The sequence below is a fragment of the Salinivibrio sp. YCSC6 genome, assembly GCF_004916735.1.
GTDB lineage: Bacteria > Pseudomonadota > Gammaproteobacteria > Enterobacterales > Vibrionaceae > Salinivibrio > Salinivibrio proteolyticus.
In genome coordinates, this window is sequence record NZ_CP039517.1 from 384377 (window position 1) to 405797 (window position 21421).

Annotated in this window: 19 protein-coding genes; 5 read left to right on the top strand and 14 right to left on the bottom strand. The window is 49.7% G+C overall.

Annotated elements, in window-relative coordinates:
* Window positions 1–12 precede the first annotated feature (12 nt).
* The 3 genes from E8E00_RS15585 to E8E00_RS15595 form a co-directional block, all read right to left on the bottom strand.
* Entirely contained in the window at window positions 13–2286 is a 2274-nt protein-coding gene (locus tag E8E00_RS15585) for a response regulator (RefSeq protein ID WP_096632046.1), read from the bottom strand.
* Window positions 2287–2427: 141 nt separating this feature from the next.
* Window positions 2428–3513: a 4-hydroxyphenylpyruvate dioxygenase gene (gene hppD, locus E8E00_RS15590; RefSeq protein ID WP_069586708.1), complete on the bottom strand. Its 1086-nt coding sequence runs from the start codon at window positions 3511–3513 to the stop codon at window positions 2428–2430.
* A 305-nt stretch (window positions 3514–3818) separates the two neighbouring features.
* Window positions 3819–4163, bottom strand: a complete 345-nt coding sequence (locus tag E8E00_RS15595) for a hypothetical protein (protein ID WP_069586709.1) — start codon at window positions 4161–4163, stop codon at window positions 3819–3821.
* Window positions 4164–4396: 233 nt separating this feature from the next.
* Here E8E00_RS15595 and fabG point away from each other — a divergent pair, with 233 nt between their 5' ends.
* Window positions 4397–5128 (top strand): 3-oxoacyl-ACP reductase FabG, encoded by a 732-nt coding sequence (gene fabG / locus E8E00_RS15600; protein ID WP_096632044.1) that lies wholly within the window; start codon window positions 4397–4399, stop codon window positions 5126–5128.
* Between the two features lie 31 nt (window positions 5129–5159).
* Window positions 5160–5867 carry an SDR family oxidoreductase gene (locus tag E8E00_RS15605; RefSeq protein WP_096632769.1) on the top strand — a complete coding sequence of 236 codons (708 nt, stop codon included), beginning with the start codon at window positions 5160–5162 and terminating at the stop codon, window positions 5865–5867.
* Between the two features lie 38 nt (window positions 5868–5905).
* Here E8E00_RS15605 and E8E00_RS15610 read toward each other — a convergent pair whose 3' ends face one another.
* On the bottom strand, window positions 5906–6595 hold the full coding sequence (locus E8E00_RS15610) for a hypothetical protein (protein WP_096632766.1): 690 nt from the start codon (window positions 6593–6595) through the stop codon (window positions 5906–5908).
* Window positions 6596–6819: 224 nt separating this feature from the next.
* Here E8E00_RS15610 and E8E00_RS15615 point away from each other — a divergent pair, with 224 nt between their 5' ends.
* Window positions 6820–7572 carry an ABC transporter substrate-binding protein gene (locus E8E00_RS15615; RefSeq protein WP_069586711.1) on the top strand — a complete coding sequence of 251 codons (753 nt, stop codon included), beginning with the start codon at window positions 6820–6822 and terminating at the stop codon, window positions 7570–7572.
* On the opposite strand, the gene E8E00_RS15620 is transcribed toward E8E00_RS15615, so the two are convergent.
* From E8E00_RS15620 to E8E00_RS15635, 4 genes are all read right to left on the bottom strand, one after another.
* A complete protein-coding gene (locus tag E8E00_RS15620) occupies window positions 7562–8770 on the bottom strand; it encodes an acetate/propionate family kinase (protein WP_069586712.1) in 1209 nt (402 codons plus the stop codon). The two genes, E8E00_RS15615 and E8E00_RS15620, sit on opposite strands and share 11 nt — an antisense overlap.
* An 8-nt stretch (window positions 8771–8778) precedes the next feature.
* On the bottom strand, window positions 8779–10197 hold the full coding sequence (locus E8E00_RS15625) for a bifunctional enoyl-CoA hydratase/phosphate acetyltransferase (RefSeq protein ID WP_069586713.1): 1419 nt from the start codon (window positions 10195–10197) through the stop codon (window positions 8779–8781).
* Between the two features lie 46 nt (window positions 10198–10243).
* Entirely contained in the window at window positions 10244–11017 is a 774-nt protein-coding gene (gene fabI / locus E8E00_RS15630) for an enoyl-ACP reductase FabI (protein ID WP_096632042.1), read from the bottom strand.
* A 325-nt stretch (window positions 11018–11342) separates the two neighbouring features.
* Window positions 11343–11930 (bottom strand): nucleoside triphosphate pyrophosphohydrolase family protein, encoded by a 588-nt coding sequence (locus E8E00_RS15635; RefSeq protein ID WP_069586715.1) that lies wholly within the window; start codon window positions 11928–11930, stop codon window positions 11343–11345.
* Between the two features lie 224 nt (window positions 11931–12154).
* Between E8E00_RS15635 and E8E00_RS15640 the strand changes: the two genes are divergently transcribed.
* A complete protein-coding gene (locus E8E00_RS15640; protein WP_096632040.1) occupies window positions 12155–12664 on the top strand; it encodes an outer membrane beta-barrel protein in 510 nt (169 codons plus the stop codon).
* On the opposite strand, the gene E8E00_RS15645 is transcribed toward E8E00_RS15640, so the two are convergent.
* The 6 genes from E8E00_RS15645 to E8E00_RS15670 form a co-directional block, all read right to left on the bottom strand.
* The gene (locus tag E8E00_RS15645) at window positions 12632–13408 is read right to left on the bottom strand and encodes an NRDE family protein (protein ID WP_096632038.1); all 777 of its coding nucleotides are present in this window, start codon (window positions 13406–13408) and stop codon (window positions 12632–12634) included. The genes E8E00_RS15640 and E8E00_RS15645 overlap by 33 nt on opposite strands.
* The gene (locus E8E00_RS15650; RefSeq protein ID WP_077454887.1) at window positions 13396–13944 is read right to left on the bottom strand and encodes a hypothetical protein; all 549 of its coding nucleotides are present in this window, start codon (window positions 13942–13944) and stop codon (window positions 13396–13398) included. The genes E8E00_RS15645 and E8E00_RS15650 overlap by 13 nt, the downstream gene beginning before the upstream one ends.
* Window positions 13945–14034: 90 nt before the next feature.
* Window positions 14035–15147: a D-alanine--D-alanine ligase gene (locus tag E8E00_RS15655; RefSeq protein ID WP_096632035.1), complete on the bottom strand. Its 1113-nt coding sequence runs from the start codon at window positions 15145–15147 to the stop codon at window positions 14035–14037.
* Window positions 15134–15730 carry a DedA family protein gene (locus tag E8E00_RS15660; RefSeq protein WP_096632033.1) on the bottom strand — a complete coding sequence of 199 codons (597 nt, stop codon included), beginning with the start codon at window positions 15728–15730 and terminating at the stop codon, window positions 15134–15136. Before E8E00_RS15660 ends, E8E00_RS15655 begins: the two co-directional genes overlap by 14 nt.
* 72 nt (window positions 15731–15802) lie before the next feature.
* A complete protein-coding gene (locus E8E00_RS15665) occupies window positions 15803–16549 on the bottom strand; it encodes an SDR family oxidoreductase (protein WP_069586721.1) in 747 nt (248 codons plus the stop codon).
* 16 nt (window positions 16550–16565) lie between these two features.
* The gene (locus E8E00_RS15670; RefSeq protein ID WP_168174084.1) at window positions 16566–18119 is read right to left on the bottom strand and encodes a methyl-accepting chemotaxis protein; all 1554 of its coding nucleotides are present in this window, start codon (window positions 18117–18119) and stop codon (window positions 16566–16568) included.
* Window positions 18120–18443: 324 nt separating this feature from the next.
* Here E8E00_RS15670 and E8E00_RS15675 point away from each other — a divergent pair, with 324 nt between their 5' ends.
* Entirely contained in the window at window positions 18444–21290 is a 2847-nt protein-coding gene (locus tag E8E00_RS15675; RefSeq protein ID WP_136588407.1) for a PAS domain S-box protein, read from the top strand.
* Window positions 21291–21421 lie beyond the last annotated feature (131 nt).

A 21421-nucleotide genomic window follows, 5' to 3' on the forward strand; every position in this document is an offset into this window, starting at 1 on the left:
GTTTTTTTAGGGTTATGACTTAGTAAGAAGTTGAGTCTCGCTGGTAAAGGTATGTTTTTTAAGCATTGTTGCGAGATCGTCTTTACGAACCGGCTTAGCAATATAGTCATCCATGCCCGCTTCTAGGCACGCATCTTTATCCTCTGCAGTCGCATTGGCTGTCAGGGCCACAATAGGGGTTCGATTAAAGCGTGTTTCCTGCTCACGGATACGTCTCGAGGCTTGGTAACCATCCATAACGGGCATTTGACAATCCATAAAGATCAAATCAAACGGCTGCTTTTGCCAATAATCTAAAGCCTGTTGACCATTCTCAGCCACGGTGACACGTACCCCCAATTTGGAGAGCATGGCCTCCGTCACCCGCTGATTCACTTTGGTATCTTCGACTACCAAAACGTGCAACCCGGCTAACGACGAACTTTGTCCTGTGGACCGTACGACGCCCAATGTTGGTTGACGCTGTTGCAGAATACGCACAAGGTGGCTCTTCAAATCATTGAACTGATAAGGACGCCCGAGGTAGCCTTCAATACCAGCACGTTCAATGCGCGGTTTGTCGAGGCCATCGGGCGCAGCGGTTAACATCATGATGGCTGGACTTTCCTTGCCAAACTGCGCCCTGATCTTGGTCGCCAGTGAAAAACCATCCGTTTTGGGCATCAACTTATCTAGAATCACCACTTTGAATGGATACTGACTACTGATGCGCTCTTCAATCAGCGACATCGCATCGTCTGGATGCATACAGCAAGTGACTTGACAACCCAAGTTACTGAGCTGTGCCGTGGTTATGCGCATATTTAAACGGCTATCGTCTACCAGCAGCATAGGCGCTCCGGCAAATAAATAGGCCTCTACCGGCGTGGCGAGGGGGACGTTGCTTTTGCTAAATCGAACGGTGAAAAAGAAACGGCTACCTTTGCCCGGCTCACTCTCCAATCGCAGTGTCCCACCCATCAGATGCACAATTTGCTGAGATATCGCGAGACCGAGTCCCGTTCCTTGGCTCTGTGCCGTTGGGTCATCGCCTTGCTCAAATTTATTAAAGATGCGACTTTGCTGCTCAAACGGCACGCCTGGCCCGGTATCTCTGACTTCAAAGCGTAAGACACAGCTATCGTCGCTTTCACTGACACTCGAGACCCCCACTGCGACTTCACCGCTCTCGGTAAACTTCACCGCGTTCCCCACAAGGTTAATCATCACTTGTCGAAGCCGAGGTGCGTCGCCGATCAGCAAAGGAGATATATCTTTGTCGATGTCACAGTGAAATCGCAGGTTTTTTTCTTTAACCCGTAACGTGAACAAGTTTTCGATATCTTTTCCCAACTCAAAAACATTGAGCTCTAAAGGTTCCAGTTCTAATTTTCCAGCTTCAATTTTAGAGAAATCGAGGATGTCATTAATGATATCGAGCAATGAGATTGACGAAGTCTCAAGCATTTCGACAAATTCTTGTTGCTCGTCATTGAGATCCGTGCCTTTTAGCAGTGAGGCCATACCAATAATGCCGTTCATGGGTGTGCGGATCTCATGGCTCATATTGGCCAGAAATTCACTTTTTTTCTGACTCGCCTGCTCCGCATACCGGCGGTCGTCATCCATGCAGCTCAAGCGCTCTCGGCAACGCGCAATCATGGTGTTGTAACGCGTTTCTAAATCACTCCACGCGTGTCGATTCTTGGGCGTGGAGAGAAAAACCGGTTTATTGTCAGCGTCCCAGACATTGATTTGGTGGCGCATTTTCGCTAGTGGGGTGGTAAGTTCTCGGCTAATGATCCAAAGCGATATAGCAATACCGGATGCGCATAGACACAGCCATGCTGCCACTGTCCACATTAGATGTTCACTCATACTCGCTTTTGTTGCCGTATAGTTCGAGGCAATGTTCAAATTCCCCAGCATGTACTCGTTGCCCGCATCGCGATAAACCAAAGGCCATGAATACTCGAGAGCTTGGTCAGAAGGAGCAACGCCACGCTCTACTCGGGTCCCGTCGCTATCAAAAACGCGCAAATAATCGATGTGAGGTTGCGCAATCAAGCGCTCGACTTGCCGCTCAAAGGCAGTGCTCTCTTCCCACCAAAGATGAGAGGCCATCACACTCAAGTCTTTTTCCGCAGTCATCAACAACGCACGCTCAACATCCGCTTTATGCTCTCGATAATCGACATACAGTAGCAGCGCGGCAACCATCGCGGTTAACAACGCCCAACACAGGGTTAGTTTGGTGATCAGCGCAACCGATAAAGAGCTACGAGCAACGGCGGTATCTGCCTTCATAGTCACCTAGTCCGTTTAAATCTCCATTAAAATTAAGCATAGAGGCATTTTCCGCTTTCAGCGAAAATTGTCATGATAAGTAGACAAAAAAGGCGCCCTTAAAGAGCGCCTACAGTAGAAAGTTTAAATTTACCTGTCTGGTTAATCCAACACGCCGCGACGCATTTGATCCAACTCGATAGATTCGAACAAGGCTTTGAAGTTACCCTCACCAAAACCTTGGTTACCCTTGCGCTGAATGATTTCAAAAAACACAGGGCCGATAACCGTATTGGTGAAAATCTGCAGCAAGATACCGCTATCAACATCACCATCAATCAGTACTCGAGTATCACGAAGCTCGTCGATGCTTTCTTCATGCCCTTTCACGCGTTCATTGATCTTTTCATAGTAGGTATCTGGCGTGTCCATAAATGCCATACCACGTTGACGCAACGTGCGGACTGTCTCGTAAATATTGTCTGTCGTCAGTGCGATATGTTGAATGCCTTCACCGTTGTACTCTTTTAAGTATTCCGCGATTTGCGATTTGTCATCGCTTGATTCGTTGATGGGAATACGGATTTTTCCACATGGCGCGGTGAGAGCACGTGATTTCAATCCCGTCTTTTTCCCTTCAATATCGAAGAAGCGGATTTCTTTAAAGTTCGCGATACGGTCATAAAAGTCGGCCCAGACATCCATATTGCCGATGTCAACATTATGGGTTAAGTGATCAATCACTTTTAAGCCAGCGTCAGCTTCTTTGAGACGTGATTGCCAGTCGTTGTAGAAATCAAAATCAACTTCATAGATGCTTTGATCGCCATAGCGATCAACAAAGTAAAGCAGCGAGTCACCAATGCCATAAACCGCTGGAATGCTTAACTCCATCGGACCAATGCTTGGTTCAACCACCTTGGCGCCTTGCTTTGCAGCATAGGCAATCGCATGCACGGCATCTTGGACACGAAATGCCATTGCATTGACACTCGCCCCGTGCTTTTTGGCAAAGCCTTGTGCTTGTGACTCGGGCTCACCATTGACAATAAAGTTGGTGTCGCCTTGACGATACAGCCAAACCTGCTTGTGCTTATGTTTGGCGATTTCCGCAAAACCCATCAATGAAAATAGATTTTTCAGTGCATCAATGCCCGCTTGATCCGGCGCCGTGTACTCAACAAACTCAAATCCGTCCGTGCCCAGTGGGTTAATGGTTTTGACGGGCGCTTGCATAGTGGTCGTCATAATTGCTTCCTCCTTGTTCATGCCAATAGAAATAGCACCGTCAAAGAGGAAGCACTAGCATGACACCACCGACAAAAGGTTACTCAAATGTTAACCAAAGTTGTCATCTTTTATGAACAGTCATGCGCCAATGCGATAATTGGCGGTTTATCTGGGTGATACACTCTCTTTAAAGTGTAAAGAAACCCACCCACGCAAACATTTCATTTACATTTATGCAAACTAAAACGCAAACACCGCTGTCCTAAAAAGCAAAAAGGCCGCTCATGTAGCGGCCTTTGACAGCAGAAAAGAGATGAAGAGTGTCACACTTTCAAACTGTAGCTTGTTTGTTGCGCATTCGGCGTGATCGTCTTTTCAACTTGCTCCATTAGCGCCTGCTGACGCTGGTTGTAAGCGTCCATTTTTGACTTTTGTGCTTCTTGCTCAGCAACGCGATCGATCAGCGACTGATAATCACGTTTTTCTTCGCGTTGCTCGCCGGATGCAGCGGCTTCTTTTTGTTCTTCACGCTCTTTGCGGATCAGTTCAGCACGCTCTTGCACGCTCATTGAGTTATTGAGACCGCCATTGACCTGATCGTCCTGACGATCGCGCTGACGCTGCATATATTGCTGCGCCAAAGGTTGCGAATTGATTGACGTCGGCATAGGTCCTCTCTCAAACAAGGTGACATCTTGATTAAATTTTAGCCTATCCGCCCACAAATTGATATGCCAATTTATCATAGACAGAGTAGTGCATGGCCTAGTTGTTGCAAGCTTATCGAATGTAAGCAGGGCCTTAGGCAATACAGATGCCCAAGAAATTACTGATCGATTCCTCACCGCTTTGCGTTGTAGTTATAGAAGACGTGGGGTGTCACCCAAAAAGGAGCACACAGATGCTAGCAGGAAAACATTGTGTCATTACCGGCGCCGCCCAAGGAATTGGGCATGCGATTGTTGAAACCTTCATTGCACAAGGTGCGGAGAAAATCTACGCCATCGATCTCAACATGGATGCAATGACCGATTGGCAAGACCATGCGATTATTCAACCCGTCGCACTCAATGTGTGTGATCGTGACGCTGTCGCCAGCTGGGTGCAAACATTGCACCAACAAAATACGCCTGTCGATGTATTGGTGAACAACGCTGGGATTACCCGCGACAACCTACTTACCAAAATGACAGAAAGTGATTGGGATGCTGTCATTGATGTCAATCTTAAAGGGGTATTCTCCATGACCCAAGCCATTGCTCCGCTGATGCTAGAGCAAGAAAAAGGCGCGATTGTGACACTGTCATCTGTGGTGGGGACAGACGGCAATATCGGTCAAACCAATTATGCGGCCTCAAAAGGGGGTGTGATCGCCATGACTAAAACATGGTCCAAAGAGCTCTCTCGCCACGGTGCAAAAATACGCGCCAACTGTGTCGCGCCTGGTTTTATCGAGACACCGATGACAGCCAACCTGCCCGAGAAGGTGATTGATATGATGAAAGCCAAGACACCATTGGGCCGAATGGGAACGGCTCAGGATATTGCTGACGCTATCTGCTTTTTAGCCAGTGATAAGGCGAGCTTTATTACCGGTCAAACACTTAAAGTCGATGGCGGATTGGTCATATAATGGTGGCAACGCCAACCATTTAGAGGTATGCATGACGCCAACACTTTTCATTACGGGCGCAAACCGGGGCATCGGACTCGCGTTAACAGAGTTGTACCTAGAACACGGCTGGCAAGTGATTGCTTGCTGCCGTTTTCCCGGCTCTGCCCCTCATTTAATGACACTTAAAAACCGCTATACCACGCTCTCAACCCATGCACTCGACGTGACAGACCACGCCGCCGTGCAGCAGCTCGCATCAGAGCTGAGCGACATCTCCATCCATTTGTTGATCAACAATGCTGGGCTCTATGGTCCCAAAGGCTACGCATTCGGTGAAGTCGATACGGCCGCATGGCGCGATGTTTTAGAAGTGAACACTATTGCACCACTCGTCATTGCCGAGCACTTTACGCCACATCTCATCAAGGCTCGTCACAGTGGTCACACACCCATTTTTGCTTTTCTTTCCTCCAAAGTTGGCAGTATGAGCGACAACCAATCAGGGGGCGGTTACATCTATCGAAGTTCGAAAGCAGCGCTGAATGCAGTGATCAAAAGTCTTTCCATCGATCTTCGCGATCAAGGTATTCGTGCGGTTGCGTTGCACCCTGGCTGGGTACAAACACAGATGGGTGGACCCAATGCGCTGATTAACGCTCAAGAGTCCGCTCAGGGATTGAAGCAGGTGCTGGATACCCTGACCGATAGCCAAAACGGCAGTTTTATCGATTATCAAGGCAAAGAGATTGGCTGGTAAGGCTTTAGGCGGCGCCAAAGCCGCCTTAGACAATCCCATTAAATCGGAAAGAAAGTCATGGATGCCATGCTATGCACGACTTGATTGATATGGCGATTGGTACTGTCGGCGACCATGACCGCCATCATGTCCTGAATGAGGATCATCTGACTAAACAAGCGCTCATAGCTGTAATTGGGCACACCATTTTTACCCACACCGTTACTCAGTAAAAGCAGCTCGCCATGACTGTCTTTCTCGTTGTTCAATAACCAAGCCACTTTTTCGAGATTGCGCGCACAGTTATAAAGTTTTTGCTGATCAATATCGTCAAGCAAGAAAAATTCTAGTTGGTGATTGTAACTCGCACTGATCATGCCGGTAACACCCGCCATCAACGCAAATACCCGGTCGCCTCTAAACTCGCTAGAAAACGCCAGTGGTAACAGCGCAATCCCATCCATGCCACCCAGCTCACGAAAGCCGTTTTCAGGACGTTTCTCAGCCATGAGCTGAGCAACACGCTTTTCGATCGTCATTCCCGGTACTTTTCTAAGCTCTCGCGGATTACGCTTGTAGAGTTTTACGATTAATTGCTCAGTCAGATCGCGAATTTCCGCTATATGGATATCCGTGATCAAATCCATGTCTGACTTAGCGAGATTTTTAATATCGAAGGGTCTGCCCAGTTTTTGCGCACACCCTGTGAGGCTGAGCACCACTAAGCTCATCCATACCCAGCGCATCATAAAAAACATCCTTGCGTTCTTTGTCCGGCGATAGAATACCGATTTAATTTTACACGGTGCGCATCAACAAAAAATCTTGTATGCAATGTCACATTTTGGTGTGTCTTGCAGACCCTGTTGTGATTAAATCATCTAAAAACAACTAACTATCGCAGGCTTTACATAGGCATCCATTAGGCATCCATTGACTATACTAATAGAAATATCAAAACGTAGTATCCCTGATGAAGTACCTACTTTTTGCCGTCCTCGTCGCTATGCAACTGATACATGGGGCGGCGGCCAACACAGAAAAAACACTAACCTATGCGGTCCCACACTGGCCGCCTTGGACAGATACCCAGACCTATCCCTACCAAGGTATTGATGTCGAGATAATCACTGCACTCGCGGACAAGGCAGGATTTAAGATCAACATGCTGAAGTGTTCGTGGAAACGGTGTCTGAAATTGCTCGAACAGGGCGAAGCGGATATTGCGACGAATGTGCTCAGAACGGCGGATCGTGAGGGCTATTTGCATTATTTAACCCCCGCTTACCGCACCAACCTTGATTATGTCATTTACACACACAAGGGGGATATGCGTGCCATAACGACAAAACAGCAGCTCTATCCCCTTCAAATTACGATTGAGCGCGGCGCGCATTTCCCAGACGAGTTCAGTCAAGATAAGAACATTCAGACACGTCCTGTCAGTCAAACCTTGTTTGCGATTAAACAACTCATCAATCAACGCGCCAATGCAGTCATCGGTGAGGAATACCAACTCGATTATTTGGTTAGCCGCCTCGATACCAATCGCGTGCTCGAAAAGCAGCCACTCCTATTTTCTGAGCCGATTAACGCCTACATAGTGCTATCAAAAAAATCTCACCATGCGGAGGCAGTCGCTCAGCTCAGTGACACAATTGCACAGATGATGGATTCTGGGCAGATTGAATCGATGAAGCGTGATTATTTACGTCCTAATGAGTGAGCGTCTTTTGATACATGGTGAGGCAGTCTTCCGCGATCACTTGCTCTTCATCGGTCGGGATCACCCAAATCCCGACTCGACTCGTGGTGCTCGAAATACAAGATTGGTTGGCTTGATTCGCCTCGCCATCTAAATCCACTCCCAGCCACTGGCAATGGGCCGCTACCTGCTCTCGTACTGGCGCGGCGTGCTCGCCAATCCCAGCAGTAAAGACAATATGATCCAACCCACCTAACGCTGCCGATAAACTGCCAATTTCACGCGCAATACGATAGCAATAATGTGTGACCGCTTGCTGCGCTCTGGGTCGGTCACTATTCAGCAAGGCACGCATATCACTGCTAATGCCAGACAAGCCTAGAAGCCCTGACTCCTTGTAGAGTAACGTCGTTACCTCGTCAATCGTCATTCCCTCTTGCGCAATCAAATGTAGCACCAAGCCCGCATCGATTGACCCACAGCGTGTCCCCATCGGTAAGCCTTCCAGCGCTGTGAACCCCATGGTAGAAGCAAGGCTAGTTCCGGCTTGGATAGCACATAAGCTTGCACCATTCCCCAAATGTGCCACAACCACACGCGCGTCATGATTAAAATCAGGGATAATGGTTGGCAAGCGCCGCGTTATATAGTCGTAGGAAAGACCATGAAAGCCGTAACGCTGAAAGCCTCGATCGAACATCGCGTAAGGTAAAGCGAATTGTTTTGCTTCGAGCGGCTGATGAGCATGAAACGCTGTGTCAAAACACGCAATTTGTACCAGTTCAGGCAATCGCTCGCCGAGTATCTTAATCGGGGCAAGACTGTAAGGTTGATGCAAAGGGGCAAGCGGCGTTAACGCTTCCAACAACGCCACTTTATGCTCATCCAGCTGAGTCGCTTGATGAAAGTGCTGACCGCCATGCACGACACGATGCCCAACCGCGACAATATCGTCCAGCAGCCCTTGGCGTTCTAACCAGATAAGTAACGACGCAACGGCAGCATGATGGTCCGGCGCAGAACCCGGGGAGACCGCGCTGATCCCCGACTTATGACGGGTCATGGATACATCATAGCGATCGGTCCCAAGCCCTGAAAACTGCCCCTTTACTAGCGCGTGAACCGATGAACCGGGCCCCGAATCCACGGGGCCCGCTGTATCAAACAATGCAAACTTTAAGCTCGATGAGCCACTATTAATCACTAATATTTTACCCATTGCACCGCCTAGACTCGGGTCTGTAATGTCTTTCTTTGATGCTCAGCCAATAATAAAGCTAACGCACTTGATGCAATTCGGGTGAGTGCATCATCCGCACGGCTGGTGAGCATAATGGGCACACGTGCGCCCACGACGACACCCGCGCCGGTAGCATCGGCAAGATAGCTCAGCTGTTTCATCAACATATTGGCCGCTTCGAGGTCGGGGGCCACGAGAATGTCAGCACAGCCCGCCACGGTGGAGTGAATATTCTTGGTCGCACGGGACACTTCAGAAACCGCACTGTCAAACGCCAGCGGCCCGTCTAATTCGCCCCCAATAATCTGGCCGCGCTCTGCCATCTTGCACAGCGCCGCCGCGTCCAAGGTGGAGTTAATTTTCGGGTTAATGGTTTCAACCGCGGAGAGAATGGCCACTTTGGGGTTGGTGTTGCCAATTGCATGGGCTAGCTCAATCGCGTTTTGAATAATATCGCGCTTTTGGGCAAGGCCTGGATAAATATTAATCGCCGCATCGGTAATAAATAGAGGACGCGGGTAGGTCGGCACATCAAATGCCATCACATGGCTCAGGCAGCGCTCCGTTCTCAGTCCACCTTCACGCTTGACCACTTCATGAAGTAACTCGTCAGTGTGCAACGCGCCTTTCATTAGGGCTTCAATTTCACCAGAGCGCGCCATCGCCACGGCTTTTTCGGCTGCTGCATGGCTGTGCGGTGCGTCGACAATGTCAAACTCACTGATATCCAGCTCGGCTTTGTCCGCCGCGGCCATGATCTTATCGCGAGGGCCCACCAAGGTAGGAATGATTAATTGCTGTTTTGCTGAAGCCACTGCGCCACGGATAGCACTGTCGTCCACTGGGTGGACGACGGCCGTGCGCATAGGATCCGGATGATCTGCCGCGGTTAAGATAGCGTGCAGTTGTCCGCGTTCCGTTAAACGGATTTCGGGGAGCACAGCTCGCTGGCGCCGGACCTTCTTTGTGGGCGCAAGCACACGTGCCTCGCCATCAATCACTATATCACCACGTTGGTTTTCACATCGGCAAGCAAACACAATGTGGTGACGTTTATCGTCCATTTGATCAACACGAACGGCAACGCGCAGCACGTCTCCCAGCATCACTGGTGCTTTAAATGCCAGTGTTTGGCCAAGATATACGGTCCCCGGCCCCGGCAACTGTGTGCCGAGCACCGTTGAGATCAGTGCACCGCCCCACATCCCATGAGCGATGATCTCTTGGAAACGGCTACTTTTGGCAAAATCATCATCCACATGGGCCGGGTTGACATCCCCTGACATAATGGCAAACAGCTTAATGTCTTCCATGGTCAGGCGCTTTTCTAAAAAGGCTTCATCGCCTACTGAAATCTCATCGTACGTCTTATTCTCGATGACCTCCTCGTTATGTGTCCCTGTCATAGTGGACTCCTTCAATGAATCGAATCAGTCAAATCGTAAACGCTAATTAAAAACGTAAGTGGTGTCCCGCGTCTACGTAATGGGTGAGCCCGGTCAAAGCACGTCCCGCATCTGATGCAAGGTAAACCACCGCGCTCCCTACATCTTGCACCGTGGCTAAACGACGCAATGGTGATCGCGTTTCACCGTCGACGGCTAAGGCCTCGAATTCTTTAAGTCCAGATGCTGCACGGGTACGAATCGGCCCCGGTGAAATGGCATGGACACGTATACCCTGCGGCCCCAACTCAGCCGCCAAATAGCGGGTAGCAGACTCTAAGGCAGCTTTTACCGGCCCCATCATGTTGTAGTTATCCACCGCCTTATCGGCCCCATAGTAGGACATATTAAAGAGTGCGCCGCCTTCTGGCATCAAAGGCTCCGCGCGCTTCGCCATCCGAATAAATGAGTGACAAGAAATATCCATCGCCAGTGAAAAGCCATCGCGCGAGCAATCCACCACACGACCATGTAAGTCCTCGAGCGGTGCGAAGGCGATAGAGTGAACCACAAAATCTATCCGCCCCCATTTTTGTTTAGCGCGCTCAAATAAGGCATCGAGTTGGGCATCGTCTTGGACGTCACAAAGCATCAACTCCGGATCCCCCATCTCGCTGCGCAAAGGCTCAACGAAACGCTCCGCTTTCGGTGTACCATAGCTCACCAGCACTTCTGCGCCGGCTTGCTGCAATGCTTTTGCACAGCCAAACGCGATACTGTTCTCATTGGCAAGCCCAGCAACAATGCCGACTTTACCTTCAAGTGAGAATAGATTGGTCACAGTGTTCTCCGTACCTTTGTGTTGCAAGATTGGTTTAGTGCTCACCCTGCATTGAGTGATTGCACTAAACGGACTGAAAGATTTTATGTCAGTCGCAAGTTTTCAATTTAGACCCAAATCAGCGGATGTAGCAAAAGTCACGAAGGGAATAAGACGCATTTTACGCTAGAAAGGCAGACACCTTTGCTAATTTTTGATGACAAACAAAAACGGCCATGTATTAGAGCAGAGTCAATGCTCTAGTCAGATCAAGGATACACAATAGGCTAAATACAAAAACGCCACCGACAAAGCGGTGGCGTAATAACGATGTGCTTAACAGAATTTAGGCTAGTTCTGCCATCACACATTTTGCGAGATCGGCAGGACGGTAGTAAACCGACTTCATGACCTTACCTTCACGGATTAATTTACCTTCGACCGTGACATCTTTGGCACACTTGGCAATAATGCCATCGGCCTTAGGGCTGGCGACCACATCAATGCCTTTGTTGGCATAAAATGCTTGGGTATCTGCAAATTCACCTTCGTTACGGCATACCTTACTCATGTTGCTGCTGTGCACTTCATCCCAACAGGTCACAAAGTCAATACCGAGACGATTAGCGATTTGCAATAATATATCAATGAGGTAGCTCACCTCTAACTGGTCACGGTATCCGCGTGAGCCCATCTGTACTGCACGGCCCATCAGTACATACACGCTATCAACAATGGCATCTACCTGTTCAACCAATGAGTCCGCTTCCGCGAGCTCTGTCATTTCTTCCACCGCTAACGCGGTGTGCAGATCGTCCGCTTTCTCGTCCAATGACGCAGCATCGTTACAAGGAAGATCAAACGTGTTACGAAACGCTTCGATATCACGATAAAGGTGGTCGTATAGCGCTTGATCAAGAACAGCAAATTTCATTTCTCGGACCCTTTGATAAACAAATACGCATGATAGCCATGCCCGTACACAAGGGGCCATACAATAGCACTGCTTGCGGATGGATAAAATCGCTTGATCGGAAACTTTACGTTCGTCCTCACCTAGCGCACAAAATTCATTCAAGGTTTCGATACGATTGCCGTTAGCTTCTTATAATGGTGACAATCAGGCTTAGGCTTGCAACCTGTTAAAAGGATCTGACGATGAAAAAACTGATGCCGCTTGCCGTGCTATGCACAAGCGCGCTGATCGCAACCAGCGCAACCGCTCAAACCTCTCCGCTTAGCGTCGGTGCGAGCGCCAGTATCACCGACGTAAAATATGCGGGACAGACAGAAACCGGCCATACATGGGAAGCGAACGGGACGCTTAGGTTGACGGATTACAGCAGCTTGTATACCGGATACGGTCAAACTACTGCTGATTTTGAAGACAGTAATGGTATTGAGCGCACCTTAACCTCATCGTATATTCCCGTTGCCCTCCAGTTTACTGTGCCGGGCGAAATGGGTAGCCTCTATTTGCGCGGTGGCGCCAACTATTACCGCACAGAGTTTGGCAGTGAAAAAGACATTGGCTGGGGAGCTATCGGAACGATCGGGGTCAAGCTCAATACCACTACTGGGCCAGGGCTAGCCTTCGAACTGACCTATGCCGACCGCGGTGATGCTGAAACCAGTTCAGTGACCGTCGGTACCAGTATTGGCTTTTAAATCATAGTTTCTCGCAAGCGGTAGATACGCCGCTTGCGGTGTCTCGACCAAGCATGGCGCTCCGTCGTAGTAATACATGGTGATACCATCGGCGCCGATGTGTATATGCGTCAAACTCACTGTGCTGGCATCCTCCCTGTGCATGCACACTGACGCACTACCGCGCTCGGGCAAATGGCTGCGGTGATACGCCAACAGTTGCTGCCGGGTCGGTACTGTGCCACCCATTTGCCTTAAATAGTAGGTTCGCGTGTTCGTGGTGGTATCAATATCAATCGCAGAGGAAACCACTGGTGGCTGACAGTCAACACACCGCAACGTCTGACCGTTCCATCGCCAAGCCCGAGGAACAACCTCCGAGCCGTGTGTCTTATCTGATAGGCCATCGACTGCAAAACCGAGCAGCAAAAAGGGAGCAAAATCGCGCAACGCATCGATTGGCAACGCGTTCGCAATGTCATCCAGATCGGTGCAAACCGCTAACGCTTTGACCAACTGCCCTCGGCTTAATCGTGGCGCAACCGTTTGGGCATGCTGGTAATCATTCAGTAGACAGACAATCACGCCAAACTCGTTGGCTGCAATCCATGTCCCCGTACCGTCCGGGTCGATAGGCATCAATACCTGAGTCTGATCCAATTGATAGGTCTTGGGCGGTAGCGCACGACTGCGGCCTCGCGCTTCATCACGATTGAAGAACAGGTCTATCCCATCCTGTGAAGCCTGCCAAGTTAACGTGCACATCGAAGCTGATCTCGCTCGTAACTTGCGGTCGCGGCCGCGACACCTATATGTTCATCCAAAACTTCACCAAGTTCATAGGCAGCACTGCGGATCATAGCAAAATGATGCGTGGCATGACTGGCTACCACAATAAGCTCGCGCATCACTGTGGTAGAAAGGCACACCGTATTGGTGGCATATAAGGTCACTTGGGTAGAAATATGCACGGGGCGATGCAGTTGTTGATGAGAGAGAGACTCTAGCCACTCGGCAAGCCATTGCCACTCTTTGCGTGCCATCTGCCGGTCGTGCTCAACCAGATGCCCACGCCGACGCCTATCGGCATCGATATCACCACAGGCTTCCCCTTGCTTGAGTGCCACATACACATCAAGCGCATGACGCATATGCTGACCGATGGTGCTAGTAAAGCCATCTGCTTTCTTCTGGCTGTACGTGGTATCAGAGAGGCTTTCGAGGAGCTTCAGCGCTTGGCCAATCACGTCTAAGTTGCCGCGAATCACGGCGCGATCTTCTTCGTTAAGAGAACAATGCATACTCATTACCTTAGTACAGTTTGACAGTCAGTGGGATCTGTCATCCTGCGCTGTCCTGATCCCATCCATACCTAGCAGAAGTCATGCCGTTTAATCAGTTTGTGGATAGCGCGTCATCCATTGTCGTTCTTCACGCCAAGCGTTCAGTAGTACCCGTAACGAGGGCGGTGTGTAACCTTGCCGCCGCCACACCGCGCCAATCCGGTAAAGGTGACGATACTGGCTCATCAAGGCACGTACTGCTTCGCAATAACTGCTGTCACTGTCCCAGATATGTACTGGCTCGCTACTGGCACCATTGATTTCCACGATGCACAACGTCTCTCCTTTCATTAGCGACGAAATGTCACGAAACTTGATATCAAAACGGCCAAAGTAAAAACCATCAATGTCGTTGGCAATCTCGTCCATCTTTGCCCGCAGTTCAGGTGTCACATAGTGTGCGCCCTGTTTAAATAGCGCACCTCGACAGTGGCTACCAGAAAATGCCAAGGTCACCCGCTCTCCCTTTGCGATCACCGTATCGAGTCGGTGTTGATGACGAGCATGGTATAAGTGGGCACGTGTACCAATATCAGTATGCTGTTCAATCAGCGTTTTTAGCGTAGACACCCCATCGCCTATTACTGATGGCAAATACTTTAGCCCCAGAGAGATAATCTCACCGGTCGCCTCACCGGGATAACGCAGATAAAAGATCCCCGCCTCGGCAGGATAAGGGGCAAGCGCTTGAAAAATAATCTTACGGTGGGTCGGGAAGGCCTCAATGTAACGGTGCAGTTTGTGCTCACTATCGATGTATTGCACACCGGCGCCTCGACATCCTTTATCCGGTTTAGCAACCAATGGAAAACTAATCGCTTGTTGCGCTAGCTTGTGCTGCAGTAACGACAGACTTGTTGAATCCACACCTTCAGGTTTCTGCCAACACATATAAGGGGCGATATATTGGTGCGCCACGTCCCCTGCGAGTGCAAAAATATCTGATTTCGCCTCCCCCACCATGCCAGATAAAAAAATGCCAGGGTTGGCCAATAAAGGGACAGTTACACTGCGGTAGTAGGCAGCAAGTACGATAGATTGCGCGACGACAGGGGTATAAAACGCCCAAGCGGGTAAGAATTCAAACCACCCCGACGTACGTATAACAGGGTAATCTGGCATACCCGTTTGTCCGGTCAGTACCGATTTAGGCTTGGTCATACTGCCTCTTTGTTAATTTTGGCAATGCTCTGCGGCGTAAAAATCGGTTCACCAGCACCAGTCCAACGACTGCGACTAAAAACGCCCAGCCAGTCAGCTGCCGCTCTGCCAACCAAGGATTATGCTCAATCTCAAACGCTCCCCAGAAAATCAATCCGGTCCAGCACGCTGTCGCCACACCAACCGCGAGGGCAAATATCACCACCGAAATAGAGAGGAAACCACTGAGGCTATAAGCGACGGTCCGTAAACCTGGGATAAAGCGGATTAGGAATAAGTTGAGGAACAGTTGACGGCGGAGTGCATGGCGCGCTTTTCTTACCCCTTTTTGCGTCAGTAAGCGAGCCCGTAAACCTCGATACCGCCGCGCATAAAGACCCAGTAAGTACAAAGCCATATCACCGCTGGCAATGCCAATAAAGATTGCCAATAACGCAGAAGGCCACGGCAACAAGCTCTGTACCGCAATATATGCCGCCAACGCGATAGCAGCGTCTTCTAGTAAGTATGACGTGGCAATAATAAGAAAAAATAAACCCAGCGGCGACCATGTCGCCAAACTGGGTATCAAACTCTCGATCATCGGCGAACTCCTCTCTATTAAACATAGACAGCAGATAGACACGCTCGCCGACAAATGATTAGAAAAACGTGATTACATACCGCCTGCAACATCAAAGAGGCTGCCAGTTGAGTATGAGGCGCTGTCCGACAACAGCCAAGCAATCATCTCGGCCACTTCCAATGTTGAGCCCCCTCGCCCCAATGGAATATTGTCCGCGACGCGGGCGACGCGATCAGGCTCACCGCCGGCGGCATGCATATTGGTATCAATCGGGCCCGGGCGCACAGCATTAACACGAATACCTTCGCGTCCAACCTCTTTCGCCAAGCCAATGGTTAACGTATCGAGTGCAGCTTTCGTCGCCGCGTAATCAACATACTCGTTTGGCGAGCCAGTTTTTACCGCAGCAGACGATACATTAACAATCGCCCCGCCACGTCCGCCACGCGATTGCGACATACGCAAGACGGCTTCACGGCAACACAAAAACGCACTGGTCACGTTGGCCTGAAACATCGCGTTGATGCGCGCCGCATCCATCCCACTGACCGAAGACTGAGGCTGCATAATACCCGCGTTATTGACCAGCGCTGTGACATTACCTAAGCGGTTATCCGCTTCGCTGAACAAACGTGTTACGCCTTCCTCGGTCGAGACATCGGCTTGAACCGCAATTGCGTTTACACCAATGGCTTGGAGTTCATCAACCAACTCAAATGCAGATTCACTGTTGCTTAGATAGTTAATACAGATGGCATAGCCACGCTGTGCTAACAACTTTGCGGTCTCTCGGCCGATGCCGCCGCTTGCCCCGGTTACAATCGCAACTGGATTCATTGCTACTCCTTTTCGCTTAATCCGCAGACACAGGCGGATGATACCCCATTCTCACCGCTCCCCAGTGTCGACCACCGACAAAAAGAGGAACAGACAAATCATGCATCACTTCACCTGTGTCACGTTTATAGGTCTGCAACAGCATGGTATCAGTATGTTGCCCACAACGCCTACCTGTTCGGTCGTCAAATAAGCGTTTTGTACGGTTACCGGCGATATCTTGCGCATAATCACCGGTAAGAGGCTGACAAAATCGCTGATTATGTGTAGGTACATAGCCATTGGTATCATTCGCAATCACATAAACAATGTGGTCATCTTGCTCTAAAATCGGCTCTTGAATGGGGGGTAAGAGGCGATCACAAAAGGCATCAAAACGCGTGGTATATTTTTGCGGATCCGTATTGGCAATGGGTTGATACTGACGGTCGAACAGATCGGATTGGCTAATCGTGCCACTGCGAACCGCCTCCTCAAAGGCCTCTTGAATACGATCACGACATGCACAGGCGGCAGCGAAGAAACGCTGGTGAGGGCTGGCATCCGATAATTCTGCAAATACTGCATTGGTCATCTCGGCAGTATCCATCAAGCTCTCCGCTTCTTTGGTCAATGCACTCACTTGCTGATCACTACTCTCCAATCCGCTTCGCACTTGCGTGAGTGATGCAGCGATTTGCTCTAAGCTAGCACTGTTAGTGCTCGATCCCTCAGCAATTTGTTTCACCGCCTCTTCTACAGTATCGGCACTGCTAGAAAGCTGCTGTAATAGCTGACCCACCTTTTCGACATTACTGGTTCCGGTATCCACATCTGTCGAGAGCGCTTGGATGTACTCCATCACCTCACCAGACTCTGTCATGATCTGACGAATGATACTCGCCACTTCTGTAGTACTTTCAGAGGTGCGTTGCGCAAGCTGGCGGACCTCATCGGCGACTACGGCGAAGCCTCGCCCCTGCTCACCGGCACGTGCGGCTTCGATGGCTGCATTGAGCGCCAACAGATTGGTCTGCTCTGCAATTGCATCAATGACGTTGGCGACATCACTGACCTTATTCACGTTGGCATCTAACGCTTGAATGCGAGTAAGTGTGGTCGCTGTTTTTTGGTTGATTTGGCGCATTTCATCAATCGACGCGCTCAACTGATGGTATCCCTGCAAGCTTTGCTCACGCATTGCGCTAACTTGTTCCACCGCATCGGTTTGCGCTTGGCAATTTTGTGCTAAGGTTTGCTCGATATGCTGTGCTGTATCAGTAATTTCCACCACAGCCGCGTACTGCTCCGCGAGGTGGGTATTGAGAATATCAACCGAATGCGACACTTCCGCCGCTGCCATCGCATTGGTCGTGGCACGATTGGCTAAACGTCCGATAGTTTCCACCGGTAAGGCATGCGTTTCAGACTCTTTCTCCTTATCCGTTGCCTTTTGGCCATGCCGTCTTTCCAACCAAACCACCAGCATGCTGAGTAATGTTTGTAACCCCAAGGCAACGATCATCTTTGCGGTGGAGATTGGCGCTGTTAGCCAGAGTCCAAACGCAATGATCACCGTTATCATTGCCATCGGGACGATCATCTTTATCAGCGGAACTGTTTCCTTGTTTGTCATTCGTCACCTATCCCTGTTAAGTCACTTGCCATCTGTGGCTATGCTTATATTGACATGACTAACACATCGCCACTCTGCCTTGCTTTATTTTTGTACACAATTTCATACTAATTACATGCTTTTTTGGCAAAGTCGGTGAATGAGATCAAATTTAGACCAAAGCCGTATAGGCCAAAATCGCAGAGTCCTCACTACAGTTCGAAAAACCTTGTGTTCCCATCTTAATCACGTAAAAGTGGGCTAAGCTGACCATAGGTTGTTGTTATTAGCGAGAGGCTCATGATTTTTAGTCGGCGAGTACGCCATTCCACCCATGCATTTTTGGCGCTTGCAGTCACTGGCTTTACCCTCGTGTGGTTTTCACTTGCCGTCCTCCCCGACAGCGAGCAATTCGCCATCATCTGGTACGCCTCCGCAGCCGGTGCTTTTGTGCTCACTTGCTTTCCTCGCTATGCGTGGCCAATTGGCCTGCTTGGCTTTATCGTTGGCATTTATTATGCCGATACCTTGATGGGCATCCCCTCATCACTCAGTATCAGTCTTGCCTTAATTAACGGCTCGACAGCCTTACTGGGCTGTTTTCTTTACCGCTCCATGCGGGTGCGCTTTGGTAATGCCTTGGAAGGTATGTGGCCGTTTATTCGCGGTATCGGACCCACTATCGTGCTGTCACCATTGCTCGGTGCGGTTTTAGGTGCCAGCGTACTCTCCTTTCACGACGCGATGCATGTCGACTACGCCTTGGGACGCTGGTATCTAAGCGAATTGATCGGCTTTGTTGCCCTTTTTCCACTCTTGTTAGTGATCAATGCCGAACGCCGTTCTAAACGACAAAATGCACTGATTGTTCACACATCACCCAGCTATTTATTAGCCAGCTGTGTGGCCTTATTCGCACTGATCACTGCGGTGCTCTACGCTATTCCTTATCCATTTATCGCATTGACTGGGCTATTTTTCCTCGCCGCCACCTTACAAAGCCGCTTGATTGGCCTGTGTACGATCGCGTTGGCGGTATTGAGCTTTGACGTGCTGAGTGCAATGGGGGTATTGACCTTTCACCTAGAAAGTAGCTACCAAGCCTCCATCCCCATGCTAGCCACTGCTGCGAGCACGCTCGTTATTGGGGTATGTATGACCCAACTGGCTTATAGCTATCGCCAGCATCAACGCCAACATACTCAGCAACACTCCTTATTGACTCAGGCCATGCACAATTCATTAATTGGGATGGCGATACTCGACTCTCGCGGCTATATCCAAGATATCAACCAGAGCCTTGCAACCTTTTGGGGCTACCGACAGCCCAAGCTACGCGGCGTCCATGTTTCTCGCTTTACCCGAGAGGAAGATCAAGATGAGTTGAAAGCCTACTTAAACGACTTGATCATTGGAAAAATTGATAATAAGCGGATGGAAAAACGCTTTGTCCGCAGCGATGGTTATGTTGTTTGGGGGCGGCTCTCTGTCACTGCAGTACGTGATAAACACGCCGGACATGTTACCCATCTGATCAGCCAAGTCGAAGACATCAACCAACTGAAAGCGGCACAGCGTGAACAAAAGCGCTGGCTCGCACGCTGGCGGTTTGCACTTGATATCAACAAGCTCGCGGTATTCGAATTAAACACCCAAACAAGTTTACTGATCTTTTCTGATTGGTCTGCGCCCTTACTCGGCATTCAAGCCAAGAAGATTCGCACCTATCAAGCTTGGCTCGCACGGATTCATCCCGAAGACCGCCCTGCGCTTGAACAAGCCATGAAGCTGCTTGTTGATGGCCATACTGAACGTGTCATTGAAGTATTTCGTTTTCAAAACGCATCAGGTGAGTATCGTTACCTTCGCCAATCTTCCGCACGCCAAGACGATGACGCCCAAACTGTGCTCAGTACTGCGATTGATATTACCGAGCAGTACTTAGCAAATGTGCAAAACGATACGCTACGACGACGGCTAGAAGCCGCCACACAAGCGGCTAACATCGGGATTTGGGAATATCACGTGCAAGAAGACCGCCTCGAGTGGGATTCACAGATGTATCAGCTCTATGACATACCGACAGGCGCCGGTTGCGAAACACTCGCCACCTGGCAGCAACATATTCATGGTGACGACTTTCCACGCGTTCAGGATGAACTCACGCAAGCCTTAGCCAATATGGCACAGCTTGATACGCAATTTCGTATCATCGATCGGCAAGGGCACACGCGGTATTTGCGTGCCTTAGCGACGACGCAATTTGATGATAACGGCCAACCCATCCGCATGATTGGTGCCAATTGGGATAATACCGAAATTAATGAACTGAACGCGACGCTTGCCACCGAGCGTGAACAACTCAATGTGGTAATGAATTCTATTAATGATGGCGTAATCACCTTGGATGAGAAAGGCCATTTGGTCTATCTCAATAATACCGCCCTAAAACTTGCCAATTATCGTGAGCAGGCCCCGATTGGCCAATCGGTCGATGATGTATTTTATCTTTTCCATCATGGAGAGCCAGTTCGCTTGTCGTACCTCAGTGAACAACAGCTCAACACGCATTTCGAAACCCATATTCAAGATGCCTATCGGCTCGTGCTCAATGACACCAAACAAGTGTATGTTTCTGTCGCCATCTCTCCTTTGTTAGGCGATAACGAGCAACAATCACATCGTGGTTATGTGGTTGTATTGAGAGATGTCTCAGAGCAGCACGCCTTAATGGCACAGCTCGATTACAATGCCAACCACGATCCTTTGACACAACTGCCCAATAGACGCGCATTTGAAACCTTCATGGAACAGCACCTCGTGCAAGCGCGAGAGCTGGATATACCCTCCGTATTAGCGTTTATCGATCTCGATTTATTTAAGATCATTAACGACTCGGTGGGTCACCACGCTGGGGATGAAGTGTTGTGCCAAGTATCCCAAGCCTTAGCCGATAACATTCGCAGTGACGATGCGGTCGCACGCCTAGGCGGGGATGAGTTTGCGGTACTGCTGACCAATTGCAATCTGCATGATGCTAAACGCACGATCAAAGCGCTTATCCATCGCTTAGAACAATTATCTTTCCCTTATGGGGAACGTATTTTCTCTATCAGTGCCAGTGTTGGACTTGTCAATCACCGATAATGCTCTGTCCCTTTCCGATTTGATGAGTCGCGCGGATGTGGCGATGTACTCAGCCAAATCCACAGGTCGCGGTCAGATCGTGGAATACGATGATATTTCAGGCTCGGCACAAGGACGGCATAATGATTGCA

Excerpts from the sequence above, each read along its gene's own strand:
- E8E00_RS15585 (WP_096632046.1), bottom strand. The coding sequence starts at position 2,286 with ATGAAGGCAGATACCGCCGTTGCTCGTAGCTCTTTATCGGTTGCGCTG.
- hppD (WP_069586708.1), bottom strand. The coding sequence starts at position 3,513 with ATGACGACCACTATGCAAGCGCCCGTCAAAACCATTAACCCACTGGGC.
- E8E00_RS15595 (WP_069586709.1), bottom strand. The coding sequence starts at position 4,163 with ATGCCGACGTCAATCAATTCGCAACCTTTGGCGCAGCAATATATGCAG.
- fabG (WP_096632044.1), top strand. The coding sequence starts at position 4,397 with ATGCTAGCAGGAAAACATTGTGTCATTACCGGCGCCGCCCAAGGAATT.
- E8E00_RS15605 (WP_096632769.1), top strand. The coding sequence starts at position 5,160 with ATGACGCCAACACTTTTCATTACGGGCGCAAACCGGGGCATCGGACTC.
- E8E00_RS15610 (WP_096632766.1), bottom strand. The coding sequence starts at position 6,595 with ATGATGCGCTGGGTATGGATGAGCTTAGTGGTGCTCAGCCTCACAGGG.
- E8E00_RS15615 (WP_069586711.1), top strand. The coding sequence starts at position 6,820 with ATGAAGTACCTACTTTTTGCCGTCCTCGTCGCTATGCAACTGATACAT.
- E8E00_RS15620 (WP_069586712.1), bottom strand. The coding sequence starts at position 8,770 with ATGGGTAAAATATTAGTGATTAATAGTGGCTCATCGAGCTTAAAGTTT.
- E8E00_RS15625 (WP_069586713.1), bottom strand. The coding sequence starts at position 10,197 with ATGACAGGGACACATAACGAGGAGGTCATCGAGAATAAGACGTACGAT.
- E8E00_RS15635 (WP_069586715.1), bottom strand. The coding sequence starts at position 11,930 with ATGAAATTTGCTGTTCTTGATCAAGCGCTATACGACCACCTTTATCGT.
- E8E00_RS15640 (WP_096632040.1), top strand. The coding sequence starts at position 12,155 with ATGAAAAAACTGATGCCGCTTGCCGTGCTATGCACAAGCGCGCTGATC.
- E8E00_RS15645 (WP_096632038.1), bottom strand. The coding sequence starts at position 13,408 with ATGTGCACGTTAACTTGGCAGGCTTCACAGGATGGGATAGACCTGTTC.
- E8E00_RS15650 (WP_077454887.1), bottom strand. The coding sequence starts at position 13,944 with ATGCATTGTTCTCTTAACGAAGAAGATCGCGCCGTGATTCGCGGCAAC.
- E8E00_RS15655 (WP_096632035.1), bottom strand. The coding sequence starts at position 15,147 with ATGACCAAGCCTAAATCGGTACTGACCGGACAAACGGGTATGCCAGAT.
- E8E00_RS15660 (WP_096632033.1), bottom strand. The coding sequence starts at position 15,730 with ATGATCGAGAGTTTGATACCCAGTTTGGCGACATGGTCGCCGCTGGGT.
- E8E00_RS15665 (WP_069586721.1), bottom strand. The coding sequence starts at position 16,549 with ATGAATCCAGTTGCGATTGTAACCGGGGCAAGCGGCGGCATCGGCCGA.
- E8E00_RS15670 (WP_168174084.1), bottom strand. The coding sequence starts at position 18,119 with ATGGCAATGATAACGGTGATCATTGCGTTTGGACTCTGGCTAACAGCG.
- E8E00_RS15675 (WP_136588407.1), top strand. The coding sequence starts at position 18,444 with ATGATTTTTAGTCGGCGAGTACGCCATTCCACCCATGCATTTTTGGCG.